23 protein-coding genes are annotated in these 23164 nt (G+C 70.9%); 9 read left to right on the forward strand and 14 right to left on the reverse strand.

The genetic code is table 11. From position 1 onward, the window contains the following. Positions 1 to 18: 18 nt before the first annotated feature. Entirely contained in the window at positions 19 to 1854 is a 1836-nt protein-coding gene (locus ABZ490_RS10410; protein WP_358987285.1) for a thioredoxin-like domain-containing protein, read from the forward strand. A gap of 12 nt (positions 1855 to 1866) precedes the next feature. Here the strand turns inward: ABZ490_RS10410 and ABZ490_RS10415 are convergent, their stop codons facing one another. From ABZ490_RS10415 to ABZ490_RS10440, 6 genes are all read right to left on the reverse strand, one after another. Then, positions 1867 to 2031 carry a hypothetical protein gene (locus ABZ490_RS10415; protein WP_167739008.1) on the reverse strand — a complete coding sequence of 55 codons (165 nt, stop codon included), beginning with the start codon at positions 2029 to 2031 and terminating at the stop codon, positions 1867 to 1869. 65 nt (positions 2032 to 2096) lie between these two features. Continuing rightward, entirely contained in the window at positions 2097 to 3245 is a 1149-nt protein-coding gene (locus ABZ490_RS10420) for a glycosyltransferase family 2 protein (RefSeq protein ID WP_358987288.1), read from the reverse strand. 163 nt (positions 3246 to 3408) lie between these two features. Further along, a complete protein-coding gene (locus tag ABZ490_RS10425) occupies positions 3409 to 3636 on the reverse strand; it encodes a DUF6458 family protein (protein ID WP_358987291.1) in 228 nt (75 codons plus the stop codon). Positions 3637 to 3705: 69 nt separating this feature from the next. Further along, positions 3706 to 5004 (reverse strand): M18 family aminopeptidase, encoded by a 1299-nt coding sequence (locus ABZ490_RS10430; protein ID WP_358987294.1) that lies wholly within the window; start codon positions 5002 to 5004, stop codon positions 3706 to 3708. A 180-nt stretch (positions 5005 to 5184) separates the two neighbouring features. Then, on the reverse strand, positions 5185 to 7011 hold the full coding sequence (locus ABZ490_RS10435; RefSeq protein ID WP_358987297.1) for an acyl-CoA dehydrogenase: 1827 nt from the start codon (positions 7009 to 7011) through the stop codon (positions 5185 to 5187). Between the two features lie 154 nt (positions 7012 to 7165). Continuing rightward, positions 7166 to 7459, reverse strand: a complete 294-nt coding sequence (locus ABZ490_RS10440; RefSeq protein ID WP_358987300.1) for a hypothetical protein — start codon at positions 7457 to 7459, stop codon at positions 7166 to 7168. On the opposite strand from ABZ490_RS10440, the gene ABZ490_RS10445 reads away from it, so the two are divergent. The 3 genes from ABZ490_RS10445 to ABZ490_RS10455 all read left to right on the forward strand — a co-directional run bounded on the left by ABZ490_RS10445 (position 7458) and on the right by ABZ490_RS10455 (position 11165). Then, the gene (locus ABZ490_RS10445; RefSeq protein WP_055638059.1) at positions 7458 to 7922 is read left to right on the forward strand and encodes an SseB family protein; all 465 of its coding nucleotides are present in this window, start codon (positions 7458 to 7460) and stop codon (positions 7920 to 7922) included. The two genes, ABZ490_RS10440 and ABZ490_RS10445, sit on opposite strands and share 2 nt — an antisense overlap. A 187-nt stretch (positions 7923 to 8109) precedes the next feature. Next, complete coding sequence (locus ABZ490_RS10450) at positions 8110 to 10065, forward strand: Ig-like domain repeat protein (protein WP_358987304.1); 1956 nt, start codon at positions 8110 to 8112, stop codon at positions 10063 to 10065. Between the two features lie 122 nt (positions 10066 to 10187). Beyond that, positions 10188 to 11165 (forward strand): pirin family protein, encoded by a 978-nt coding sequence (locus tag ABZ490_RS10455; RefSeq protein WP_358987307.1) that lies wholly within the window; start codon positions 10188 to 10190, stop codon positions 11163 to 11165. A gap of 97 nt (positions 11166 to 11262) precedes the next feature. On the opposite strand, the gene ABZ490_RS10460 is transcribed toward ABZ490_RS10455, so the two are convergent. Both ABZ490_RS10460 and ABZ490_RS10465 read right to left on the reverse strand, forming a co-directional pair. Continuing rightward, on the reverse strand, positions 11263 to 11679 hold the full coding sequence (locus ABZ490_RS10460; RefSeq protein ID WP_358987310.1) for a hypothetical protein: 417 nt from the start codon (positions 11677 to 11679) through the stop codon (positions 11263 to 11265). Positions 11680 to 12009: 330 nt separating this feature from the next. Further along, entirely contained in the window at positions 12010 to 13098 is a 1089-nt protein-coding gene (locus ABZ490_RS10465) for an epoxide hydrolase family protein (RefSeq protein WP_358987313.1), read from the reverse strand. 108 nt (positions 13099 to 13206) lie between these two features. Between ABZ490_RS10465 and ABZ490_RS10470 the strand changes: the two genes are divergently transcribed. Further along, positions 13207 to 13683, forward strand: coding sequence for a MarR family transcriptional regulator (locus ABZ490_RS10470; protein WP_358987316.1), 477 nt, complete (start codon positions 13207 to 13209; stop codon positions 13681 to 13683). Between the two features lie 20 nt (positions 13684 to 13703). After that, a complete protein-coding gene (locus tag ABZ490_RS10475) occupies positions 13704 to 14612 on the forward strand; it encodes an ADP-ribosylglycohydrolase family protein (RefSeq protein WP_358987416.1) in 909 nt (302 codons plus the stop codon). Here ABZ490_RS10475 and ABZ490_RS10480 read toward each other — a convergent pair. Then, on the reverse strand, positions 14584 to 14856 hold the full coding sequence (locus tag ABZ490_RS10480) for a DUF397 domain-containing protein (protein ID WP_358987319.1): 273 nt from the start codon (positions 14854 to 14856) through the stop codon (positions 14584 to 14586). The two genes, ABZ490_RS10475 and ABZ490_RS10480, sit on opposite strands and share 29 nt — an antisense overlap. Here ABZ490_RS10480 and ABZ490_RS10485 point away from each other — a divergent pair. After that, complete coding sequence (locus tag ABZ490_RS10485) at positions 14821 to 14973, forward strand: hypothetical protein (protein ID WP_358987322.1); 153 nt, start codon at positions 14821 to 14823, stop codon at positions 14971 to 14973. The two genes, ABZ490_RS10480 and ABZ490_RS10485, sit on opposite strands and share 36 nt — an antisense overlap. Beyond that, positions 14973 to 15275, forward strand: a complete 303-nt coding sequence (locus tag ABZ490_RS10490) for a hypothetical protein (RefSeq protein WP_358987325.1) — start codon at positions 14973 to 14975, stop codon at positions 15273 to 15275. Before ABZ490_RS10485 ends, ABZ490_RS10490 begins: the two co-directional genes overlap by 1 nt. Here ABZ490_RS10490 and ABZ490_RS10495 read toward each other — a convergent pair. The 4 genes from ABZ490_RS10495 to aspS form a co-directional block, all read right to left on the reverse strand. Further along, positions 15262 to 15666, reverse strand: coding sequence for a hypothetical protein (locus ABZ490_RS10495; protein WP_358987328.1), 405 nt, complete (start codon positions 15664 to 15666; stop codon positions 15262 to 15264). The two genes, ABZ490_RS10490 and ABZ490_RS10495, sit on opposite strands and share 14 nt — an antisense overlap. 168 nt (positions 15667 to 15834) lie before the next feature. After that, on the reverse strand, positions 15835 to 16803 hold the full coding sequence (locus ABZ490_RS10500; RefSeq protein ID WP_358987331.1) for an intradiol ring-cleavage dioxygenase: 969 nt from the start codon (positions 16801 to 16803) through the stop codon (positions 15835 to 15837). A gap of 105 nt (positions 16804 to 16908) precedes the next feature. After that, complete coding sequence (locus ABZ490_RS10505) at positions 16909 to 17784, reverse strand: intradiol ring-cleavage dioxygenase (protein WP_358987419.1); 876 nt, start codon at positions 17782 to 17784, stop codon at positions 16909 to 16911. A gap of 221 nt (positions 17785 to 18005) precedes the next feature. Next, complete coding sequence (aspS, locus tag ABZ490_RS10510; protein ID WP_358987333.1) at positions 18006 to 19769, reverse strand: aspartate--tRNA ligase; 1764 nt, start codon at positions 19767 to 19769, stop codon at positions 18006 to 18008. A 182-nt stretch (positions 19770 to 19951) separates the two neighbouring features. On the opposite strand from aspS, the gene ABZ490_RS10515 reads away from it, so the two are divergent. Then, a complete protein-coding gene (locus tag ABZ490_RS10515) occupies positions 19952 to 22099 on the forward strand; it encodes a SpoIIE family protein phosphatase (protein ID WP_358987336.1) in 2148 nt (715 codons plus the stop codon). Here the strand turns inward: ABZ490_RS10515 and ABZ490_RS10520 are convergent. Further along, entirely contained in the window at positions 22051 to 23115 is a 1065-nt protein-coding gene (locus ABZ490_RS10520; RefSeq protein ID WP_358987338.1) for an AI-2E family transporter, read from the reverse strand. The two genes, ABZ490_RS10515 and ABZ490_RS10520, sit on opposite strands and share 49 nt — an antisense overlap. Positions 23116 to 23164: the final 49 nt, after the last annotated feature.

Consider the following 23164-nt stretch of genomic DNA (forward strand, 5'->3'; position numbering starts at 1 on the left):
GGATGGCACCCTGGAGACATGAACCCCGCCTCTCCCGCGCCCCGCCGCGTCCGTGTCCGTGCCCCCGAGTTGAGCGGCAAGGGCGGCTGGCTGAACACGGGCGGAGCGCAGTACTCCCTCGCCGACCTGCGAGGACGCATCGTCATCCTCGACTTTTGGACCTTCTGCTGTATCAACTGCCTCCACGTCCTGGACGAGCTTCGCGAGCTGGAGGAGAGGCACCGGGACACGGTCGTCGTGGTCGGGGTGCACTCGCCGAAGTTCGTGCACGAGGCCGAGCACCAGGCGGTCGTGGACGCGGTCGAGCGGTACGGGGTGGAGCACCCGGTGCTCGACGACCCGGAGCTGGCGACCTGGAAGCAGTACGCGGTGCGGGCCTGGCCGACGCTGGTCGTCATCGACCCCGAGGGGTACGTCGTCGCGCAGCACGCCGGGGAGGGGCATGTGCACGCGATCGAGCGGCTGGTGACGGAGCTGGAGGCCGAGCACGGGGCGAAGGGGACGCTGCGGCGCGGTGACGGGCCGTATGTGGCGCCGGAGCCGGAGCCGACGGACCTGCGGTTCCCGGGGAAGGCGCTGGTGCTGCCCGGGGGGACCTTCCTCGTCAGCGACACCACCCGGCACCAGCTGGTGGAGCTGGCGGCCGACGGGGAGAGCCTCGTGCGGCGGATCGGATCGGGGGCGCGGGGTTTCGAGGACGGTGCCGCCGCGAGCGCGTCCTTCAACGAGCCGCAGGGCCTCGCCCTCCTCGACGGCTCCTCCGTGGTCGTCGCCGACACCGTCAACCACGCCCTGCGCCGGCTCGACCTCTCGACGGGCGAGGTGACGACCCTCGCCGGGACCGGGAGGCAGTGGTGGCAGGGGTCGCCCACGGCCAGGCCGGCCCGGGACGTCGATCTGTCCTCGCCGTGGGACGTGGCCGTGTTCGACGGGCGGGTGTGGATCGCCATGGCGGGCGTCCACCAGCTCTGGGCCTACGACCCCGTCGAGCGGACGGTGGCCGTGGCCGCCGGCACCACCAACGAGGGGCTCGTCGACGGGCCGGTCGCCGAGGCCTGGTTCGCGCAGCCCTCCGGGCTGGCCGTGTCCGGCGACGGCGAGCGGCTGTGGCTCGCCGACTCCGAGACGTCCGCGCTGCGCTGGGTGGACCGGGAGGGGGTCGTGCGCACCGCCGTCGGCACCGGGCTGTTCGACTTCGGGCACCGGGACGGGGCGGCCGGGCAGGCACTGCTCCAGCATCCGCTGGGGGTCACCGTGCTGCCCGACGGGTCCGTCGCCGTCAGCGACACCTACAACCACGCCCTGCGCCGCTACGACCCCGCGACGGGCGAGGTCAGCACCCTCGCCACCGATCTGCGAGAGCCGAGCGACGCCGTGCTCGTCGGGGACGACATCGTGGTCGTGGAGTCCGCCCGGCACCGGCTGACCCGGCTGCGGCTGCCGGAGGAGGCCGTACGGGTGGAGTCCGTGGCACACCGCACCCGGCGGGCCGCCACCGAGGTCGCGCCGGGCACGCTGCGGCTGGATGTGATCTTCCAGGCACCGTCCGGGCAGAAGCTGGACACCAGGTACGGGCCGTCGACCCGGCTGCTGGTCTCCGCCACCCCGCCCGGGCTGCTCCTGAAGGGCGAGGGCGCGGGTACGGACCTCTTCCGCACGCTGGAGCTCGACCCGGCGGTCACGGAAGGGGTGTTGCACGTCTCCGCGATGGCGGCGAGCTGCGACGACGACCCGGGGAACGAGTACCCCGCCTGCCATGTGCACCAGCAGGACTGGGGAGTTCCGGTCCGCCTCGCCCGAGGCGCGGCGGACCGGCTGCCGTTGGTCCTGGCCGGGATGGACCCCGACCAGTAGGTCTCCGGGCGGTCAGCCGCGCCGCGAGCGCGGGGCGAGCTTGAACAGGGCGACGCCCGCGGCGACCAGCGTGGTGGCGGCGACGACCAGCGCCATGCTGTTCATCCACAGACCGGTGGCGGCCAGGGTGGCGCCGCCGGCGCCCGTGGTTCCGGCGCCGATCACTCTTCCGTACATCGTGCTTCTCCTAGAGAGGTGCCAAGGGGGAGGGGGGTGGGGTTCGGGAGGCAGGCCACCGGGGCCTACGTCGCCACCCACTTCTCCTCGCTGCGGCGCACCAGCCCCCACAGCGAGGTGAAGTAGACGGCGTGCTGGAAGAGGTCGTAGAGCATCTCCGGGACCATCAGCGCGGCGACCAGGACGGCCTTCGGGCCCGCGCGGCGGACGGAGACGGTCTTCTCGACCACGAAGATCAGGCCGATCGCCGTCCAGAACGGCGAGAGGCCGGGCCAGCCGTACAGCGTGGTGAAGGTGGCCATGTAGGTGAGGTAGATCAGGAAGGACAGCGCGCCGAAGCCCATCAGGAACTGCTGCATGAAGTAGCGGGCGGTGACCTTGGTCCAGCCGTAGTCGCGCAGGTTCTCCAGGGCGCCGCGCTGCCAGCGCAGCCGCTGGTGCCAGAGCTTGCCCAGGGAGGGCATGACCTCGGTGACGACCGCGCAGCCGGCCGGGGACATGGCCCGGTAGCCGAGGGTCTTGACCGCCTTGGTCATCTCGTCGTCCTCGGTGAGCGAGGCGAGGCTGTAGTAGCTGGTGCCGCCGCCGATGACGCCGGCGCGGCGGGCGGCGCGCACCTCGCGCAGGACGCGGGCGCGGAACATGGTGCCGGTGCCGGTGAGGACCTGGGCCTTGCCGCCGGTGCGCTCCAGTTCCCAGGCGTAGCGGTGGAACTCCATGCGCTGGAGCAGTCCGAGGAAGCCGCCGCCCTCCTCGCCGTAGAAGACCCCGCCGACGGCGCCGACCTTGCGGTTGAAGGTGGAGAGCGCGGTCTCGGCGAACCAGGGGTCGAGGACGGTGTCGGCGTCCTGGACGAGGAGCAGGTCGCGGTCGTCGAGGTGGGGCAGCATCCAGGCGATGGCCTGGTTGAGGGCGCCGGCCTTCTTGTGGGTGTTGCCCTGGGTGTGGAAGACCTGGGCGCCGTGGGCGACGGCGATCTCGGCGGTGTCGTCGGTGCAGTTGTCGCAGACCACGACGACGAGGTCGGGTCGCCGGGTCTGGTCGCGCAGGCCGTCGATGGCGGCGCCGATGCGGTCCGCCTCGTTGTGCGCCGGGATCAGGACGGCGAGCCGGGGGCGCTCGGCCGGTTCCTCGGGGGCCGCGTGCGCACGGCGTGCCGCGTGGCGGCGCGTGTCCTGCGCTCGCGGACCGCTCGGTGGCGCGAGGTCGAGCACGCCGGGACCCCCAGGTGTGAAGTCGTGGGGCCGGCACCCCTTCCGGGCCCCTTCTGTCCCCAGAAGTCTTCACTTAATTACTACAACCCGACAAGTTGTCCCGAGTAACGGACTACTCACGGTTGTCTGAATTTTTCCTGTGAATACCCTTTGTGAGGGGGTGTCAGAAAGGGGGGTCCCTGCGCCGGTCGTCCTCGACGACGGTGGTGGGCGGCGGGACCACCACCCGTCGGCGCCGGGCGATGCTGCTGAACGTGGTCACGCCGATCAGCCCCACGATCATCAGGATGACGCCGACCATGTCGAGGTCGACCCCCTGCATGTCCCAGTCGGTCGCGAAGGTCAGGATCGCTCCCACGGCGATGAGGATGATGCACCCTCCGAGGCCCATGAGTCTCGCCTCCCTTTGGCGCGGCCGGCCCTTCCGGCCACCGCCTGCGGGTACCCCCTCGCTCGTGAACTAGCCCTCCAGGAACGCCACCAGCGCGTTCGCCAGCAGATGCGGGTCGGCGTCGCCGCACAACTCGCGGGCGCTGTGCATCGACAGGATCGCCACACCGATGTCGACGGTCCGGATCCCGTGCCGGGCCGCGGTGATGGGGCCGATGGTCGTGCCGCAGGGCATGGAGTTGTTGGAGACGAACGACTGGAACGGCACGCCCGCCTTCTCGCAGGCGGCGGCGAAGACGGCGCGGCCGGTGCCGTCGGTGGCGTAGCGGTTGTTGACGTTGACCTTGAGGATGGGGCCGCCGTTGACGCGCGGGTGGTGCGTCGGGTCGTGCCGCTCCGCGTAGTTGGGGTGGACCGCGTGGCCGGTGTCGGAGGACAGGCACACCGTGCCCGCGAAGGCTCTCGCCCGGTCCTCGTACGATCCGCCGCGCGCCAGAACGGAACGTTCCAGCACGGTGCCGAGCAGCGGCCCGTCGGCGCCGGTGTCGGACTGCGAGCCGTTCTCCTCGTGGTCGAACGCGGCGAGCACCGGGACGTACGGCAGATCGGCGCCGCTCGTCGCGACGGCCGCCAGGGCCGCCGTACCGGCGTGCACGGACAGCAGGTTGTCCATCCGCGGGCCGGCCACCAGCTCCTGGTCGCGGCCCAGGTAGGCGGGCGGCTCCACGGAGTGGGTCATCAGGTCCCAGCCGGTGACCTCGCCCGCGGGGATCCCGGCCTCCTCTTCCAGGAAGGCGACGAGGTCGCCGTCGCGCACCTCGTGCCCGAGGCCCCAGACCGGCTGGAGGTGGCGCTGCTTGTCGAGCTTGAGGCCGTCGCTGTTGACCGCGCGGTCGAGGTGGATGGCGAGCTGGGGGACTCGCAGCAGGGGGCGGCCCACGTTCACCAGCCGGGTCGAGCCGTCCCGCAGGGTGAGCCGGCCCGCGATGCCGAGGTCGCGGTCGAGCCAGGAGTTGAGCAGCGGACCGCCGTAGATCTCCACGGCGATCTGCCGCCAGCCGTGCGCGCCCGTGTCGGGCAGCGGCTTGACGCGCAGGTTCGGGGAGTCGGTGTGGGCGCCGACGATCCGGAACGGGGTGTGCGGCGCGGCGCCCTCGGGGACGTACCAGGCCACGATCGCGCCACCGCGCAGCACGTACTTGCCGCCGCTCGTCCCGTCCCAGGCGTCCGTCTCGACGACCTGCCGGAAGCCGGCCTTCTCCAGCCGTGCCGCCGCGTTGGCGACGGCGTGGTACGGCGAGGGGCTCACCGTGAGGAAGGACATCAGGTCGTCGGTGTGGCCGCGGTCGAAGCGGGGGGGTTCGCTCATGGGGTTCACCTTAACGACGTACGAGGGCCCGTTCCCGGTCGTGGGAACGGGCCCTCGTGAGGACGGTGTGGAGGGCGGCCCTGCCCGGCGGCTCCCGTGGGGGAGCCGGGGCCGGGTGGGGGACCGGGGCCGCATTTCTAGCATGCCGCGCCGGTCCCCGGGCCGCGATGGTCCGGAACGTCAGAAAGCGGCCTCGTCCAGCTCCATGAGGTCCAGCTCGACACCCTCGGCGATCTTGCGGGCCAGGGTGACGCCGGGCAGGACGTTGGCCGCGAAGAACTTCGCCGCCGCGATCTTGCCGGTGTAGAAGGACTTGTCCTTCGCCGAGGCCGTCTCCAGCTTCTCGGCGGCGATCGCGGCGCCCTTGAGCAGCAGGTAGCCGACGACCACGTCACCGGAGGCGAGCAGCAGACGGGTGGTGTTCAGGCCCACCTTGTAGATGTTCTTGACGTCCTGCTCGGTGGCCGCGAGGTCGGTCAGCATCAGGCCGACGATGGCCTCCAGCTCGACGGCGGCCTTGGCGAGGTGCTCCCGGGCACCGGCCAGTTCCTCGCCGCCCGTGCCGAGCGCCAGGAACTTCTTGATGTCCTCGGCGAGTGAGTTCAGCGCGGCGCCCTGGTTGCGGACGATCTTCCGGAAGAAGTAGTCCTGGCCCTGGATCGCGGTGGTGCCCTCGTACAGGGTGTCGATCTTGGCGTCGCGGATGTACTGCTCGATCGGGTACTCCTGGAGGAACCCGGAGCCGCCGAACGTCTGGAGCGACTGGGCGAGCTGCTCGTAGCCCTTCTCGGAGCCGTAGCCCTTGACGATGGGCAGGAGCAGGTCGTTCAGCGCGTGCTCGGTCTTGGCGTCCTCGCCCGCGGCCTCCTTGACGGCGATCGCGTCCTGCACCGACGCCGTGTACAGCACCAGGGCGCGCATGCCCTCGGCGTACGCCTTCTGCGTCATCAGCGAGCGGCGCACGTCGGGGTGGTGGGTGATGGTGACCTTGGGCGCGCTCTTGTCCATGAAGTTCGCGAGGTCGGGACCCTGGACGCGCTCCTTGGCGTACTCCAGCGCGTTGAGGTAGCCGGTCGACAGGGTCGAGATGGCCTTCGTGCCGACCATCATCCGGGCGAACTCGATGATCCGGAACATCTGGCGGATGCCGTCGTGCTTGTCGCCGATCAGCCAGCCCTTGGCGGGGTGCCGGTCGCCGAAGGTCATCTCGCAGGTGTTGGAGGCCTTCAGGCCCATCTTGTGCTCGACGTTGGTGGCGTAGACGCCGTTGCGCTCGCCCAGCTCGCCGGTCTCGACGTCGAAGAGGTACTTCGGGACGAGGAAGAGGGAGAGCCCCTTGGTGCCCGCTCCGGCGCCCTCGGGACGGGCGAGGACGTAGTGGAGGATGTTCTCCTCCATGTCGTGCTCACCGGACGTGATGAAGCGCTTCACGCCCTCGATGTGCCAGGAGCCGTCCTCCTGCTGCACGGCCTTGGTGCGCCCGGCGCCCACGTCCGAGCCCGCGTCGGGCTCGGTGAGCACCATGGTGGAGCCCCAGGTCCGCTCGACGGCGATCTTGGCGATCTTCTTCTGCTCGTCGTTGCCCTCGTCGTGGAGGATGCCGGCGAACGCCGGGCCGGAGGAGTACATCCACACGGCCGGGTTCGAGCCGAGGATCAGCTCCGCGTACGACCAGATCAGCGACGGCGGGGCGGTGGTGCCGCCGATCGCCTCGGGCAGGCCCAGGCGCCAGTACTCCGACTCCATGAAGGCCTTGTACGACTTCTTGAAGGACGGCGTGACCGGCGCGGTGTTGGTCTCCGGGTCGAAGACCGGGGGGTTGCGGTCGGCGTCGGTGAAGGACTCGGCCAGCTCGTTCTCGGCGAGGCGGGTGAGCTCCTCGAGGATGCTCTTCGCGGTCTCGGTGTCCATCTCCTCGAACGGGCCGGTGCCGTACAGCTTGTCGCGTCCCAGTACTTCGAAGAGGTTGAACTCGATGTCGCGGAGATTCGACTTGTAGTGCCCCATGGCGACGGCTCCGTAGAGAGATCGGCGAGGCACTTGATCCTCGCGCCAGTTCACTTACCAACTAGTAGCACCGATGATGCTACCCGTCAGTAATAAGCCGCAACCCCGATCCGGTCATCTGTGACGGTTCACACCGACGTCTCACACGGACGTCTCACACCGCGACCGTGAGGGTGACGGTCAGCGGAACGCCGTCGCCGGGGTGCGGCGCGGGGACGGACGAAGGGACCTCCGCCGCCATCAGCCGGATCGTGCGGCGGCGGGCGAGGACGGGAAGGTCGTAGGACAGGCCCCGGTCGTGCTCGTGCTGCTCGTGCTCCTGCGTGCCGCGGAGGCTACGAGCGGCCGGCTGTCGGAAACCCGCCCGGCCGCTGTCGGGTCGCTGTCGATTCCCCGGGGCACCCGTACCGCCCCGCCGGCCGTGCGGTCTCGGTACGCTTGCGCCCATGTACGGCTACGAGCAGAACATGGGCGCCCAGCAGCAGTACGCCCCGCCGCAGCAGCCGATGGCGGGCGGTTACGGGCAGCAGCCGCCCCTGTACCCCGAGCCGTCCCCGCCCTCCCTCGCGGACGCGGTCCGCGCCTTCACCACGGGGCAGATGGCGGCGGAGGACTTCCAGCAGGTCTTCGCGACCTCCAAGGTCTACTGCCCGCGCGGCGACAACCCCGGCTTCCTCGCCCTGCACAACACCCAGCAGCCGGTGATCCCGATGTTCACCTCGCTGAAGGAGCTGCGCCGGTACGCGGGCAAGGAGTCCAAGTACTTCGTCATCACCGGCGCCGAGGTCATCGACCTCCTCCCCACCGGCTACGGCTTCGTCGTCGACATGGAGGGCGAGCACCGGATGGTGTTCGACGCGAAGGCGGTCGAGCAGATGGTCGAGTTCGCGATGCGCAGGATGTACGGCTGAGCCGTCCCCACAGGCAAGGCGGTCGGGGGAAAATCCGCTCCCTGTTTGTCACAGTCATGCCATAGGGTGCCCTCAGGCAGCCGCGCCCCGCGCGCAACCGCTCTCCCGCGGTCGTGTCCGGGTGCCGCGCGGCGCTCTCATCAACCCGGCGAACCCGGGTTTCCACTGGGGGTTCATCACTGTGCGCATGCGCAGCACTTCGGCCGCGACGGCACTCGCGGTCCTCTTCAGCTCGGCGGCGCTGAGCGTCATGGCGGCGGGGACCGCCTCGGCCGCCGCCACCACCGTCACCAACGCCGGCGGTCTGGTCGTGGACGGCACCCTTCAGCGGGTGTTCGTCGGCGACGCGGCGAACGGCCGGATCCTCGCCTCCGACTACAACGGCACCCTCGTCGACCTGAACGCCGGCTTCGGCAGCGTCAGCGACCTGGCCCTCTCGGACGACGGCGGCACCCTGTACGCCGCGCTGCCCAACACGCACCAGATCCTCGCGCTCGACCCGGCCACGCTGGACGTCAGGCAGACGTACGCGATCCCGACCGACACCGGCCCGCGCCACCTGGCCTTCGCCGGCGGCAAGGCCTGGTTCTCGTACGGCGACCAGTGGGACGGCGACATCGGCTCCATCGACCCGGCGGTGGACCCGGCGAGCGGCACCGACCCGGTGGCGATGGCGCAGTTCCCGACCGAGGGCACCTCGATCGGCATCTGGGGCCAGGCGCTGCTGGACACCGACCCGAACCGGCCGGGCCTGCTGGCCGTCGGCGAGACCGGGATCTCCACCGACTCCATGGCCGTCGTCGACGTCTCGGGCGCCACCACCAAGGCCACCGCCTGGTACAACGGCGACTACACCCTGAACAGCGGCATCGGGGACATCGACCTGGTGCCGGGCGCCGACGAGGTGCTGGTCAACGGCACCGACCGGGACGCGTGGGCGGACGGGAAGTTCACCAAGGCCGGCGCCTACCCCGGCGCGTGGGCCGCCGACATCGCGCCGAACGGGCTGGTCGCCCAGGTCGCCGCCGGCAAGGTCGCGGTCTACCGGCCGAACACCACGACGCCGCTGCGCACCTACACCGTCGGCTCCTCCTCCGACTACAACGCCGGCACGGTGCGCTGGGCGCCGGACTCCTCGCGGATCTTCGCACTGGTCCCGGGCAGCGGCACCTTCACGCTCAAGGCCCTCACCCAGCCGACGCTGAACGTGCCCACGCTCACGGTCAACGCCCCCAGCTCGGCGACCCGCGCCAAGAAGCTCACCGTCACCGGCAAGCTCTCGGCGACGGTCCCGCTGCCCGCGGGCGTCAAGCTCTCCGTGACCCGCACCGACCTCGACAGCCCGAGCGGCAAGGCGCTCGCCGCCGTCACGGTCAAGGCGGACGGCACGTACTCCTTCACGGACACCCCGCCGGCCGGCGGCACGGTCACCTACAAGGTCACCTACGCGGGTGACGCCGAGCACATCGCGGTCTCCGCCTCGGACAAGGTGGCGGTCTCGCGCGCCGCGACAGCGCTGACCCTGAACAACAACGGCAAGCTGTACAACTACGGCGCCGATGTGAAGTTCACCGCGCACCTCGGCTCGACGTACAAGAACCGCACGGTCGAGATCTGGGCGGACCCCTTCGGCAGCGACAAGCCGAAGAAGCTGATCAAGAAGGGGAAGGTCAACTCCAGCGGCAACATCGCCGCCTGGGTGGACATGACCCGGGACACCACCGTCACCGCGGTCTTCACGGGCGACTCCCGCTACAACCCGAAGACCGTGAAGGCCACGGCCTACGCGCGGGTCAAGGTCTCCACCGCCGTCTCCAAGCACTACAGGACGGCGAAGATCGGCTCGACGTCGTACTACTGGTTCCACAAGAACACCGACCCGCTGCTCACCACGACGATGACCTACTACCCGGGCCGTCAGCAGCGCTTCGACCTCCAGGTCTACTACCAGGGTTCGTGGTACTCGGCGGACTCGGAGTGGTTCCCCGTCGGCGCGAACGGGAAGTCGGCCGTCAGCCTCGGGGCGCCCGGTGAGGCGGGCATCCGGGCCCGGATGCGCTCGGTGTACGTCAACGGCTCGTCCGGCGACAGCGTGAACTCGACGACGTACGGCTCCTGGAAGTACCTGTACTTCAGCAACTGATCCCTCGTCCGAGGGACGGCGCGGCCCGGAGGGAATGTCCTCCGGGCTTTCGTCGTTGGGGCTGGCAGAAAGTTCAATGCTCAACTAAACTGGGCCGCACATCGCCCAAGGAGGTAGGGACCATGCCTGCAGTGACCGTCGAGAACCCGCTGACGCTGCCGCGTGTCGCCGCGTCGGCCGAGGCCGTGGCGCGTCCCGTGCTGGGCGTCACGACCGCGCCGAGCGGCTTCGAGGGCGAGGGCTTCCCGGTGCGCCGGGCGTTCGCGGGGATCCACTACCGCCACCTCGACCCGTTCATCATGATGGACCAGATGGGCGAGGTGGAGTACGCGCCGGGCGAGCCCAAGGGCACCCCCTGGCACCCCCACCGCGGCTTCGAGACCGTCACCTACATCATCGACGGCATCTTCGACCACCAGGACAGCCAGGGCGGCGGCGGCACCATCACCAACGGTGACACCCAGTGGATGACGGCCGGCTCGGGCCTCCTCCACATCGAGGCGCCGCCGGAGCACCTCGTCATGTCCGGCGGGCTCTTCCACGGCCTCCAGCTGTGGGTGAACCTCCCGGCCAAGGACAAGATGATGGCGCCGCGCTACCAGGACATCCGCGGCGGCAACGTCCAGCTGCTGACCACCCCCGACGGCGGCGCGCTGCTGCGTGTCATCGCCGGTGAGCTGGACGGTCACGCGGGCCCCGGCATCACCCACACCCCGATCACGATGATCCACGCGACGCTCGCCCCCGGCGCGGAGCTGACCCTCCCCTGGCGGGAGGACTTCAACGGCCTGGCGTACGTCCTGGCGGGCAAGGGCTCGGTCGGCGCCGAACGCCGTCCGATCCACCTCGGCCAGACCGCGGTCTTCGGGGCCGGTGGTTCACTGACCGTCCGCGCGGACGAGAAGCAGGACTCCCACACCCCGGACATGGAGGTCGTCCTCCTCGGCGGACAGCCGATCCGTGAGCCGATGGCCCACTACGGTCCGTTCGTCATGAACACCAAGGACGAGCTGATGCAGGCCTTCGAGGACTTCCAGAAGGGCCGCCTGGGGACCGTCCCGGCGGTGCACGGGATGACGGAGGCGGGACCGCAGGAGTAACGGGCGCCGATCCGCCGTCGGCGCGTCACGGACACGGGCTCCCAGGGCTTGCTCGGCCCTGGGAGCCCGTGTGTGTGTCGCCTGGTGGGCCACGCGATCACTTGAGGTTGAGCGTCTGCACCTCGGTGTTGGCGGCCGGGGGCCTCGTGATGGTGAAGCTCTTGCCGTACGTGAAGGTGTCGCCGTCGGAGTCCGTGCACGTGACCTTCGCGTTCGCCGGCAGGCCCTTGCTCTTCGGGATGCCCGTGAACGTGATCGCGTAGGTCTCGGTCGAGTCCTCGCCGGGGAGGTCGTCAGATTTGGCCGTCTTGCCCTTGGGGGTGATGGTCACCGTGGTCGGACTCGCGTCCTCGAATCGGTCGCAGCTCGCGGTGCCGGTGACCTTGACTCTCGACGAAGCCGGATTGGCGTGTGCCGTGCCGACGGCTGCCGCCGGAACGACGAGGGCCAATGACGTCACGGTCACGACGGAGCCGAGCAGCCTCGTCCTGGTGTGCCTGCTGAAAGCCCGCATGTCGGTCTCCACTGGGGGATGTCGATCTGCGTGGATGCGCCTGCCCTGTGGGCGGTGCCCGACCTCGCTCACCCATGTGCGGGGCTGGTCCGGCACGTCTCCGGCCGGGACTTCGATCGAGTCGCGACTACCGTCGGCGATGGCGCCCTGTCATTCGACCGTATCGAGCACGGGAAGATGTGTCCAATTTTGCGGCTACTTGTGAACTTTACGGCTCAACTGCTCTGGTGCGCCTGAGTCCTGTCACGCCGACGAGGGCGGTGGGGTGAGGGGGAGTTGTCCGGGCGGGGGGCTTCGACTGCCGCAGGACCTCGTCGAGTTGGGCCGTGCTCACTCCTTCCCGCTGTCGACGAGGAAGAAGTCCCGGACGTCCCCGGCGAGCAGCTCCGGCACCTCCATCGCGGCGAAGTGGCCGCCACGCTCGAACTCCGACCAGTGCCTGATGTCGTACAGCCGCTCCGCCAGCGGTCGTACCGACCGGGTGATGTCGTGCGCGAACACCGCGACCCCGACCGGCACCGGGCACGGCAGGGTCTGCCGCTGTGTCTCACGGTGCAGCCGTGCCGAGGAGGCCGCGGTGGCGGTCAGCCAGTACAGCGAGATGTCGGTGAGCATCCGGTCGTCGCTGATCGTCGAGCGGGGGTCGGTCCACTGCGCGAACCGCTCGGCGATCCAGGCCAGTTGCCCGACGGGTGAGTCGGTGAGCGCGTAGCCGATCGTCTGCGGGGCGGTGGCCTGGAGGGCCTGGTACGGCGGACGCTGCGCCATCAGCTGCCGCACCTTGTCCAGCCGGGCCTCGTCCGTCTCCGACAGCGTGAGGCCGGCGTCCGGGTCCGGGCGGGTCGGCAGGTAGTTGACGTGCACGGCGACGACCTGCTCGGGTGCCAGCGCGCCGAGCGCAAGGGAGATACCGGCGCCGAAGTCGCCGCCCTGGGCGCCGTAGCGGTCGTAGCCGAGGCGGCGCATCAGCTCGGCCCAGGCCCGCGCGGTGCGGACGGCGTCCCAGCCGCGCTCGTGGGTCGGCCCCGAGAAGCCGTATCCCGGGATCGACGGGATCACCAGGTGGAAGTCGCGCGAGAGCGGCTCGATCACGTCGAGGAACTCCAGGAACGACCCGGGCCAGCCGTGCGTGAGGATCAGCGCGAGCGCGTCCGGCCTCGGGGACCGGACATGGACGAAGTGGATGTTCTGGCCGTCGATCTCGGTGGTGAAGTGCGGCAGTTCGTTGAGCTCGGCCTCGTGCGCGCGCCAGTCGTAGCGGGTGCGCCAGTGCTCGGCCAGCTCCTTCAGCCGCGCGAGCGGGAAGCCGTAGTCCCACCCGGCGTCGGCGATCTCGTCGGGCCAGCGGGTGCGGGCGAGGCGGTCGGTGAGGTCGTCGAGGTCGGCCTGGGGGATGTGGATGCGGAACGGCTCGATCATGGTCGTTCTCCCGAACGTTAGCTGCGTGAATGTTAGTGACATAAACGTTAGTGTCACTAGCGAAGGTAGACTGTTAGTGGCACTAACACAAGAGGCGGAGGACCCCCGATGAGCCCGACCCCCGAACACACCCCGGCCCGGCTGCGCGCCATCCCCAGCCGGCTGCTCGCCGGGGCCGCGGCCGTCGCCGACCGGCTCGTCGGGGAGCGGCTGGCCGCCGAGGGCGCCCACAAGTGGCACTTCGCCGTCCTGGTCGCGCTCGCCGAGGCCGGGGCGGCCAGCCAGGCGGAACTCAGCCGCCGCACCGGCATCTACCGCAGCGACATGGTCGCCGTCCTCAACGCGCTGGCCGACGCCGCGTGCGTGAGCCGCGAGCCCGATCCCGCCGACCGCCGCCGCAACGTCATCACCCTCACGGCCGCGGGCCGCCGCCGCCTGGAGCGCCTCGACCAGCTCATCGCCGACGCCCAGCGCGAACTCCTGGCCCCCCTCGCCCCCGCCGAGCAGGACGAACTCACGCGCCTGCTCACGCTCCTGACGGAAGAGCCGGGAGAGCAGGGAGGGCGGGGGAGGTGGACGCGGTGAACGCCGTACGGCTGGGCCTGATGACCCGGAGCCTGGAGGGGCTGGTCCTGGGGGACGCGTTCGGGGACGGCTGGTTCCTGCGGGCGGAGGAGGACGCGGAGGGGCTGTGGGCGGCGCGGGAGCCGCGCCCGGCGCCGTGGCCGTGGACGGACGACTCGGCGATGGCGCTGGTGCTGTGCGCGCATCTGGCGGAGCACGGGGAGGTCCGGGAGGACGACCTGGCCCGGGAGTTCGCCGCCGCGTACGCGCGCGACCCGGACCGCGGCTACGGCCCCTCGATGCACGGGGTGCTGCGCCGTATCGGGGAGGGCGAGCACTGGCGTGAGGTGACGACGGGCGCGTTCGGCGGGCTGGGCTCGCACGGGAACGGCGCGGCGATGCGGGTGGCTCCGCTGGGGGCGTGGTTCCACGACCGGCCGGGGATGGCCGCGGCGCAGGCTTGGCTGTCGGCGCTGACGACGCACGCCCACCGGGAGGCGGTGGCCGGAGCGGTCGCGGTGGCGGTCGCGGCGTCACTGGCGGCGGGCGGCGCGGAGAGGGAGGCGCCGCCGCGGGGCGACTTCCTCCGGGAGGTGATGCGCTACGTCCCGCAGAGCGACGTCCGTTCGGGACTGGGGGTGGCGGCGGCCTTCCCCGACCGGACGTCGGTACGCCACGCGGCGTCGGTCCTGGGCACGGGAACCCTGCTGTCGGCGCAGGACACGGTCCCGTTCGCCCTGTGGTCGGCGGCCGGCCACCTGGACGACCTGCCCGAGGCTCTCTGGCAGACGGTCGGCGGCTGGGGCGACCGGGACACGACCTGCGCGATAGCGGGCGGAGTGGTCGCGGCCCGCACCGGCACGGGCGCGGTGCCGCGGGCTTGGCGGGAGGCGTGCGAGGAGATCCCGGCGTGGGGGGAGGTCAGGGGTGGCCGGGGCGGAGGTGGGTGAGGAGGGCGGCGAGGGTTGTGGGCGTGACTGGAAGTATTCGAGTCGGGTCGTCGCTCTCTCGGAGGAGCAACGAACTGTCGTCGTGGGCGAGCTCGACGCACGAGGCTCCGTCCGAGCCGCTCGAGAAGGACGATTTCTGCCACTGGAGCGCGGCTGTCATGCGTCGGCCTCGTGAAGTTGCTGGATCAGTGCGGCGAGCGTTCTGCATGTGTTGGAGGTGCGGGGCCTCGCGATCTCCGAGCATGTCCGTGAGCACATCAGCGCCTGCACGGACCTGGCACGCGTCTACGTCTGGCTCGAACGGGCCGGCACGGTCGACAAGGCTGAAGACCTGTTGGGCGGGGCCGAGGAAGACGCCTGATGGCCTTCTTCGTCAGCAGTCACTTTCCAGGCAGCCGCACCCTCCTGGAAACGCGGTACCTGGAAGGGTGGGTGGACGGCTGGGAGGCGGTCACTCCGCTCCCTGCCACGACACCGACATCCTTGGCCCGGTGGCGGTCCGAAGGGGTCCTCCAGGTGTTGGAGAAGCGCCTGGTCCGTGTGACGGACAGCGACAGCCTGCGCATCGCCCGATGCGGTGACCCCGAGACACAGGCGCACTGGCTCAAGGCCGCCATCCTGTGTGACCGCGTGGACGATCTGTTCCGCCCTAGCGAGACGTAGTCGCCAGAGCCGGGGTCGGTGCAGGAGTCGGTGGCGTGTCCAGGCCCAGGCCCGCCTGAGCCACGCGCAGGTGCTCCAGCCCGTCCCTCGCCAGTCGCGTCACCTCCGCGTACTCCGCCGCCGTGCGGGCTGTCGCCAGGCGGGAGCGGGCCTCGCGCCGGCATTCCGCCGCCTTCGTCAGTGCCTCGCCCGCCTCTTCCGCCGCCGCCGTCGACCAGGCCCGGGCATCGGGCGGGACCAGGCCGCCCGTCAGGCGCACCAGCGCGTGGTTGGCCTCCGCCTCCGCGTCCAGGTCGGACGGGGGACGGTGGCGGTGGGAGCGGCGTTGGGCCAGGACGCCTGCCACCGCGCCGACGATCAGCAGCACCGAGAGCACTGTCGCGAAAACCATGGCCCGTTCCTCCCTTGTCCGCCGACCCTCGTCGGCTCCCTTCTCCTCCATGAGAAGCCAGCGCGCTGTGATCACCCCCCGGGATTCCTGTGTGACACCGGTGAGGTTTCCAAGGGGGTGGACAAGAGGGGCGGAACAAGGGAAGGGGCAGGCCGGACGGACAGTGCGTCAGGTCGCCGACGGGGACGCCGAGGCGCTCGGCTGGGGTGGGGTGCCCTGGCCGTCGTTCGTCGTGGCGGGGTCGACGCCCACGGTCAGCGTCGCGCGTACGCCCCTGGAGATGTTCCGCTTGTCGTAGCGGAGCCTGAGCAGGCCGCCCGTCGCGCCGCTCTGGTCGTAGATCGTGTCCTCGGTCAGCAGGGTGCGCTCCGCCTCGTTCGAGGCGTACGGCTCCACGGTCTCCGTGGCCACCACCGACTCCTCGTCGAAGAAGAACTGGCCGGTGTGGCAGGTGTGGCCGCCCTCGTAGCCGGCGTCGGTCCACTCGCCGTCCACGTGCACCTTGGTGTGGATGTGGACGCAGCGGCCCCGGTACCAGCCGGGGAAGACCGTCTTGAAGGAGACATGGCCGTGGCGGTCCGTGCGCCAGGTGCCGCGGAGGTAGCGGGTGTCGTCGGTCGGTTCCTGGTGGCCGCCCGGGTTGCCGGACGGGGGCGCGCCGGTCGGGATGTCGGTGGGCGCGTCGGTGGGGGGCTCGCCCGTCGGGGCCGGGCCGCCTCCGCCTCCGCCGCCGTTGCCCATGTCCTCGTAGCCCGAGTAGACGCCCACCGCGTCGCAGTGCCAGATGTCGACGGCCGCGTTCCGGATGGGCCGGCAGGTCTCGGAGTCGATGACCTTGAGGCTGAGGAGGAGGGGGATGCCCTCGCGGTCCTCCGTGACGTCCCGGCGGATCTTGTCCGCGTCGATGTAGTAGGGGCCCTCGACCGTCTCCGAGGTGAGGACGTAGCAGTCCTCCGGGAGGCCGCCCGGTCCGCCCTTCGGATCGGGGGTTCTCTCTCCGGCCGCCGCGTCCACCGCGAGGGCGCCACCGCCGAGTCCCGCCACGGCGAGCGCGCCCGCGCCCACCGCGACGACCCGACGGCGCGTCAGATCACTTGTCTCATGCGTCAGTTGGGGTTCCTGGTGCTCAGCTGTCATGAGCATGGAAGCTAGATGTGAAGGCTGTCAGAGAGCTGAGAAAACGGCCCCCTTTCGCAGTGCGCGCGAAAGGGGGCCGGAAATCGACCTACGGACGGTCCGTGATCAGCTGGTGCCGTCGTTGGTCTCGTCGGGGGCGACGCCCATCGTGATGGACGCGGTCACGCCCTTGGCGATGTTGTTCTTGTTGTACTTCAGCTTGAGCAGACCGCCCGTGGTGCCGCTCTGGTCGTAGATGGTGTCCTCGGTGAGCAGGGTGCGGGTCGTGGTGCTCGTCGAGTACGGGTCGACCTCCTCCGTGAGGAGCACGGCCTCCTCCTCGAAGAAGAACTGACCGGTGTGGCAGGCGTGCCCGCCCTCGTAACCGGCGTCGGTCCACTCGCCGTCCACGTGCACCTTGGTGTGGATGTGGACACAGCGGCCCTGGTACCAGCCGGGGAAGATCGTCGTGAAGGTGACACAGCCCTTCTTGTCGGTCTTCCAGGTGCCGCGCAGATAGCGGGTGTCGCTGGTGGGCTCCTCGTGGCCGCCACCGCCGCCGGTGCCGCCGGACGGGGGCTCGCCGGTGGGCTCACCGGACGGCGGCTCGCCGGTGGGCGCGTCCGTGGGGGCCGTACCGCCGCCCTGGGAGAAGGACTCGTAGCCCGAGTAGAGGCCGAGCGCGTCGCAGTGCCAGACGTCCACGGCCGCGTTGGCCACCGGCTTGCAGGTCTCGGAGTCGATCACCTTGAGCTTGAGGGTCAGCGGGATGCCCTCCTTGTCCTCAGTGATGTCCTGGCGGAGCTTGTCCGCGTCGATGTAGTACGGCCCCTCGGTGGTCTCCGAGGTGAGCTTGTAACAGACCTCCGCGGTGCTCGACGCGGAGGCGGTGTCCGTCGCGTCCGAGGCCTCGTCGGCGGAGGCGGTCATCGCGAGCGCGCCCGCCGCGCCGACGCCGACCACGGCCGCGCCGCCCGCGACGACGACCTTACGGCGCGTCATGTTCCGCTTGTGCGCGGGACCTTCGGGCTTGGTCTCGTTCTCGGGCAGGTTCTCTTCGGTGTTTCCCGTCATGCCCCGGACGGTAGGTAAGAAGCCTGTCCTGACCATGGGTGATGACTGTGCGTTCCTGAGAAACCTGAGGTCTTCGGCCACCGAAACGTGAAAAGAGGCGGGAAACCGACCGTGGTTTCCCGCCTCTTTCCTGTGACCTGCCTCGTGACCTACTTCGGCTGCGGCTTGCGCACCGTCAGGTGCAGCTCCCTCAGCCGGGCCTCCTCCAGCTCCGTCGGCGCGCCCATCATCAGGTCCTGGGCGTTGCCGTTGAGCGGGAACGCGATCGTCTCGCGGATGTTCGGCTCGTCCGCGAGGAGCATGACGATACGGTCCACGCCGGGCGCGATGCCGCCGTGCGGCGGGGCGCCGAAGCGGAACGCGCGCAGCATGCCCGCGAACTTCTCCTCGACCGTCTCCCGGCCGTAGCCGGCGATCTCGAACGCCTTCAGCATGATCTCCGGCTCGTGGTTCCGGATCGCGCCGGAGGACAGCTCGACGCCGTTGCAGACGATGTCGTACTGCCAGCCCAGGATGTCCAGCGGGTCCTGGGTCTCCAGGGCCTCCAGACCGCCCTGCGGCATGGAGAACGGGTTGTGCGAGAAGTCGATCGCGCCGGTCTCCTCGTCCTTCTCGTACATCGGGAAGTCGACGATCCAGCAGAAGCGGAAGACGCCCTCCTCGAAGTGGCCGGCCCGCTTGGCGGCCTCGACGCGCACCGCGCCCATGATCTTCGAGACCTCGTCGAACTCGCCCGCGCCGAAGAAGATCGCGTGCCCGGCGGCCAGGGACAGCCGCTTGGTCAGCTCGGCGACGTTCTCCTCGGTGAGGAACTTGGCGATCGGGCCGGACAGCGTGCCGTCCTCGGCCACCCGCACCCACGCCAGACCCTTCGCGCCCAGCGTGACGGCGAAGTCGCCGAGCTGGTCGAAGAACTTCCGGGGCTGGGCGGAGACGTCCGGCACCGGCAGGGCGCGCACGTGCTTGCCCGCGAAGGCCTTGAACTCCGAGCCCTCGAAGACATCGGTGATGTCCACCAGCTCCAGCTGGGCCCGCAGGTCCGGCTTGTCGGAGCCGTACTTCAGCATCGCCTCGCGGAACGGGATGCGGGGGAAGGGGGACGTGACGTGGCGGCCGCCGCCGAACTCCTCGAACAGCTCGGTCATCAGCCGCTCGATCGGCTGGAAGACGTCCTCCTGCTCGACGAAGCTCATCTCGACGTCGAGCTGGTAGAACTCGCCCGGCGAACGGTCCGCGCGCGCGTCCTCGTCACGGAAGCAGGGCGCGATCTGGAAGTAGCGGTCGAAGCCGGAGATCATCAGCAGCTGCTTGAACTGCTGCGGCGCCTGCGGGAGCGCGTAGAACCTGCCCGGGTTCAGCCGGGAGGGGACCACGAAGTCACGGGCGCCCTCGGGGGAGGTCGCCGACAGGATCGGGGTCGCCATCTCGTTGAAGCCCAGCGCCGTCATCTTGTGCCGGATCGCCGAGATGACCGCCGTACGCAGCATGATGTTGCGGTGCATGCGCTCGCGGCGCAGGTCCAGGAAGCGGTACTCCAGACGCCGCTCCTCGTTGACCCCGTCCTCGGCGTTGATCGTGAAGGGCAGCGGCTGGGCGGCGCCGAGCAGCTCGACCTCGCCGACCTCGACCTCGATCTCGCCCGTGGGCAGGTCCGGGTTCACGTTCTCGGTGCCGCGCGAGACGACCTTGCCGTCGACGCGGACCGTCGACTCCTTGGTGACCTTGTCCAGGGCCTCGTACGCGGGCGTGCCCGGCCGCGCCACCAGCTGCGTGATGCCGTAGTGGTCGCGCAGATCGATGAAGAGGATGCCGCCCAGGTCGCGCCGATTGTGCAGCCAGCCACTCAGCCGGACGTCGGTGCCGACGTCAGAGGAGCGGAGCTCGCCGCAGGTGTGGGACCTGTACCGATGCATCGTCGTTCATCCAGCCTTCGTGGATAGGGGGCACGTTTCACGTGAAACAAACCCCAGGGTACCGGGCAGCCCGGGATCGCCTCCCCTCAATAGCGCCGGGGACGATCAGCCCCGGCGCCGGCGACGGGGAGCGACCCGCTCATCAGTGGCACCTTTCGCCGCCGTCTTCTTAGAGTGGGGCAATGCGCGCTGGCGAGTCCCTGCCCGCCGTGGGAGAGGTCCTCGCCTCCCTCGCGACCGGCCTGTGGCACTGGAGCACGGCCACCGGGCAGGTCACGGTCGACGCCGAGGCCGCCCGGCTGCTCGGGCTGCCCGCCGAGGGGACGGTCCTCAGCGAGGCCCAGACCCGGGCCCGGCTGCACCCCGTCGACTGGAACGAGATCACCGGAGTGATCCAGCTCGCCGTCGCCGAGGGCACCCTCGCCGAGGTGCGGATCCGGATCATGGACGAGCAGGGGCGGATCATCCGGGTGGTCCGCAGCCGTTCCAAGCCGTCCTTCGACCCCGAGAAGCGGGCGTACGAGCTGATCGGCACCCTCCAGGAGGTCACCGAGCCCCGCCCCGGCACCCCCGCCGGGCGCACCGCCGTCACCGGTGACTGGCGGCGCTCACGGGAGGCGTTCCTGCTGGACGCCGGCCGGGCGCTGGCGGAGGCGCGGTCCACGGAGGAGGTGCTGCGGGTGGCGGCGGGCCTGGCGATGCCGGGGTTCTCGCCGGACGGGCTCGCCGTCTTCGGGGTCGACGGGGACCGGCTGACGATCATCGGCCACCACGGACAGCAGCCCGGCGACGAGGAACCCTTCACCCATATGCCCGTGGAGACGGACTACCCGGCCGCCGAGGTCGTCCGCACCGGCCGGGCCGTGTACCTCTCCTCGCCCGGGCAGTACAAGGAGCGCTACCCCCTCACCTGGCCGATGGCCGCGCACTTCGGCCGGGAGTCCTGGGCGTTCGTGCCCTTGACGGTGGCCGGGCGGACGATGGGCGCCTGGATGGCCGCCTTCACCCACCCGGTGGCCTTCACCCCCGACGAACGGTCCGTCCTCACCACCGTCGCCCGGATGCTCGCCCAGGCCCTCACCCGCGCGGGCGCCGCCGAGACCCAGCGGGAGCTGACCGACGGCCTCCAGCGCTCGATGCTGCCCACGCTCGGCCCCGAGATACCCGGCATGACCCTGGCCGCCCGCTACATACCGACCGGCGGCGGGCTCCAGGTCGGCGGCGACTGGTACGACATGATCCCGCTGCCTGGGGGAGGCCGGTTCGCGCTGGTCATCGGGGACGTCCAGGGCCATGACGTACGCGCCGCCGGGCTCATGGGCCAGCTGCGGATCGCCCTGCGCGCCTATGCCGCCGAGGGCCACCGCCCCGACGCCGTGCTCTCCCGGGCCTCCGGCTTCCTGCACGGCATCAACCAGGCCGGCGACGACACCGACCTGCGGTTCGCGACCTGCCTCTACATCGAGGTCGACCCGGTGACCGGGGTGCTGGAGACGGCCCGGGCCGGGCATCTCGACCCGGCCGTGCGGATGGCCGACGGCACGGTCATGGTCCGCGCCACCGCCGGCGGCCTCCCCCTCGGCATCGACCCCGCAGCCGACTACCCCACCACCCGGCTCGCCCTGGAGCCCGGTGAGGCGCTGATGCTGTGCACCGACGGACTGCTGGAGACGGGCGGTCACGACCTCGACACCGGCTGGAGCCGCGTCCGCGCGATCCTGGAGGGCCACGAGGGCGACCTGGAGGAACTGGCCGACGCGCTCGTCCAGGCCGTGCACGGCCCGCCCTCCCACCACACCCCCGGCCCGCTCGCCGACCGCCGCGGCGACGACATCGCCCTTCTGCTCCTGTGCCGCCACGGCGCGGCGGGCTGCGGCCCGGCCGCCGCCGCACCCGTCCGCACCCCGGTCCGCCGCACCATGCTGACCGTCGCCCAGGCCGAACCCGAGCGGGTCGCGGTGGGCCGCCAGCAGCTGCGCGAGCTGCTCCACGACTGGCCGAGCAGCGACCAGGTCGACTCCGCCGTGCTCCTGCTGTCGGAGAGCCTCACCAACGTGCTCGTCCACACGGACGCCGACGCGCTCGTGGTCGCCGAGGTCACCGGGACCTCCGGCGAGCGCCGCATCCGCATCGAGGTCACCGACACCAGCGACGACCTCCCCCACCGCCGCCGCCCCGGCGAACTCGCCTCCTCCGGCCGCGGCCTGGTCCTCATCGAGCTCCTCGCGGACACCTGGGGGGTGGCCCCGCGCGGCGAGGGCAAGACGATCTGGTTCGAGCTCTACGAGGCCGACGGCGCGGGCGGCTCCGACGGCCCCGGAGCGCCGTAACGCGTCCGCAGTTCGCTGAGCACCCCGAAGCCCGCCGCCGTCAGGGGGACCGCGAGGAGCATGCCGAGGACGCCGGCCACCGAGGCGCCCGCGGTGATGGCGAGCATGACGGCGGCGGGATGCATCTGGACCGTGCGGCTCTGGATCGCGGGCTGGAGGACATGGCCCTCCAGGACCTGTACGGCGAGGACGACGCCCAGCGCCCACAGCGCGATGACCAGCCCCCGGTCGGCGAGGGCGACGAGGACGGCGACCGCGCCCGAGAGGAAGGCGCCCAGGTAGGGGATGTAGGCGCCGACGAAGACGAGGGCGCCCAGGCCCGGTGCGCCCGGGACGTCGAGGACGAGCAGCCCGACGGTGATGCACAGGGCGTCGATGAGGGCGATGATTGTGGTCCCCCGCATGAAGCCCTCGACCGCCGCGAAGGCCCGTCGGCTCATCGCCTCCAGGGTGTCCCCCGTGCCGCCCGGCGCCACCGAGCGCAGGGCGTCGGCGGCGCGGTCGGAGTCCCGCAGGAAGAAGAACACCAGCAGCAGGGCGAGTACGGCCATGGCGATCGTCTCGCCGACCACGCTGACCCCGCTGATCACATTGGAGGCGGCGGTCCCGCCGAACTTCGTCAGCAGGTCCCCGGCGTTGGACGCGAGGTCGTCCAGCGAGGTCCCGGCCGCCCCGAAGTGCTCGGCGACGCTCCTCGCCGCGTCCTTCAGCGAGGCGACGATCTGGTCCCCGGTGTCGATCAGCGCGGCGACCACCACGTACACGGCGCCGCCGACGACCGCGACGACGGCCACGCAGGTCAGCGCCGCCGCCATCGACCGCGGCATCCGCGCCTTCACCAGCCGCTTGTACAGGGGCCGCAGCAGCGCGGTCCCGAGCAGGGCGAGCAGCACGGGCGTGACGGCCGTACGGAACGTCGCGCACAGCCGGATCCCGACGTACGCCACGCCCGCGACGAGCAGGATCACCGCACACCAGGCGGCGAGCCGGCGGACGGGCACGGGGAGCAGCTGCACACGTCCAGCGGAGCACGGCCCGGCCGGGTTGTCCTGCGCGGACTACCCG

It is taken from the genome of Streptomyces sp. NPDC005811 (assembly GCF_040630405.1).
Lineage (GTDB): Bacteria > Actinomycetota > Actinomycetes > Streptomycetales > Streptomycetaceae > Streptomyces.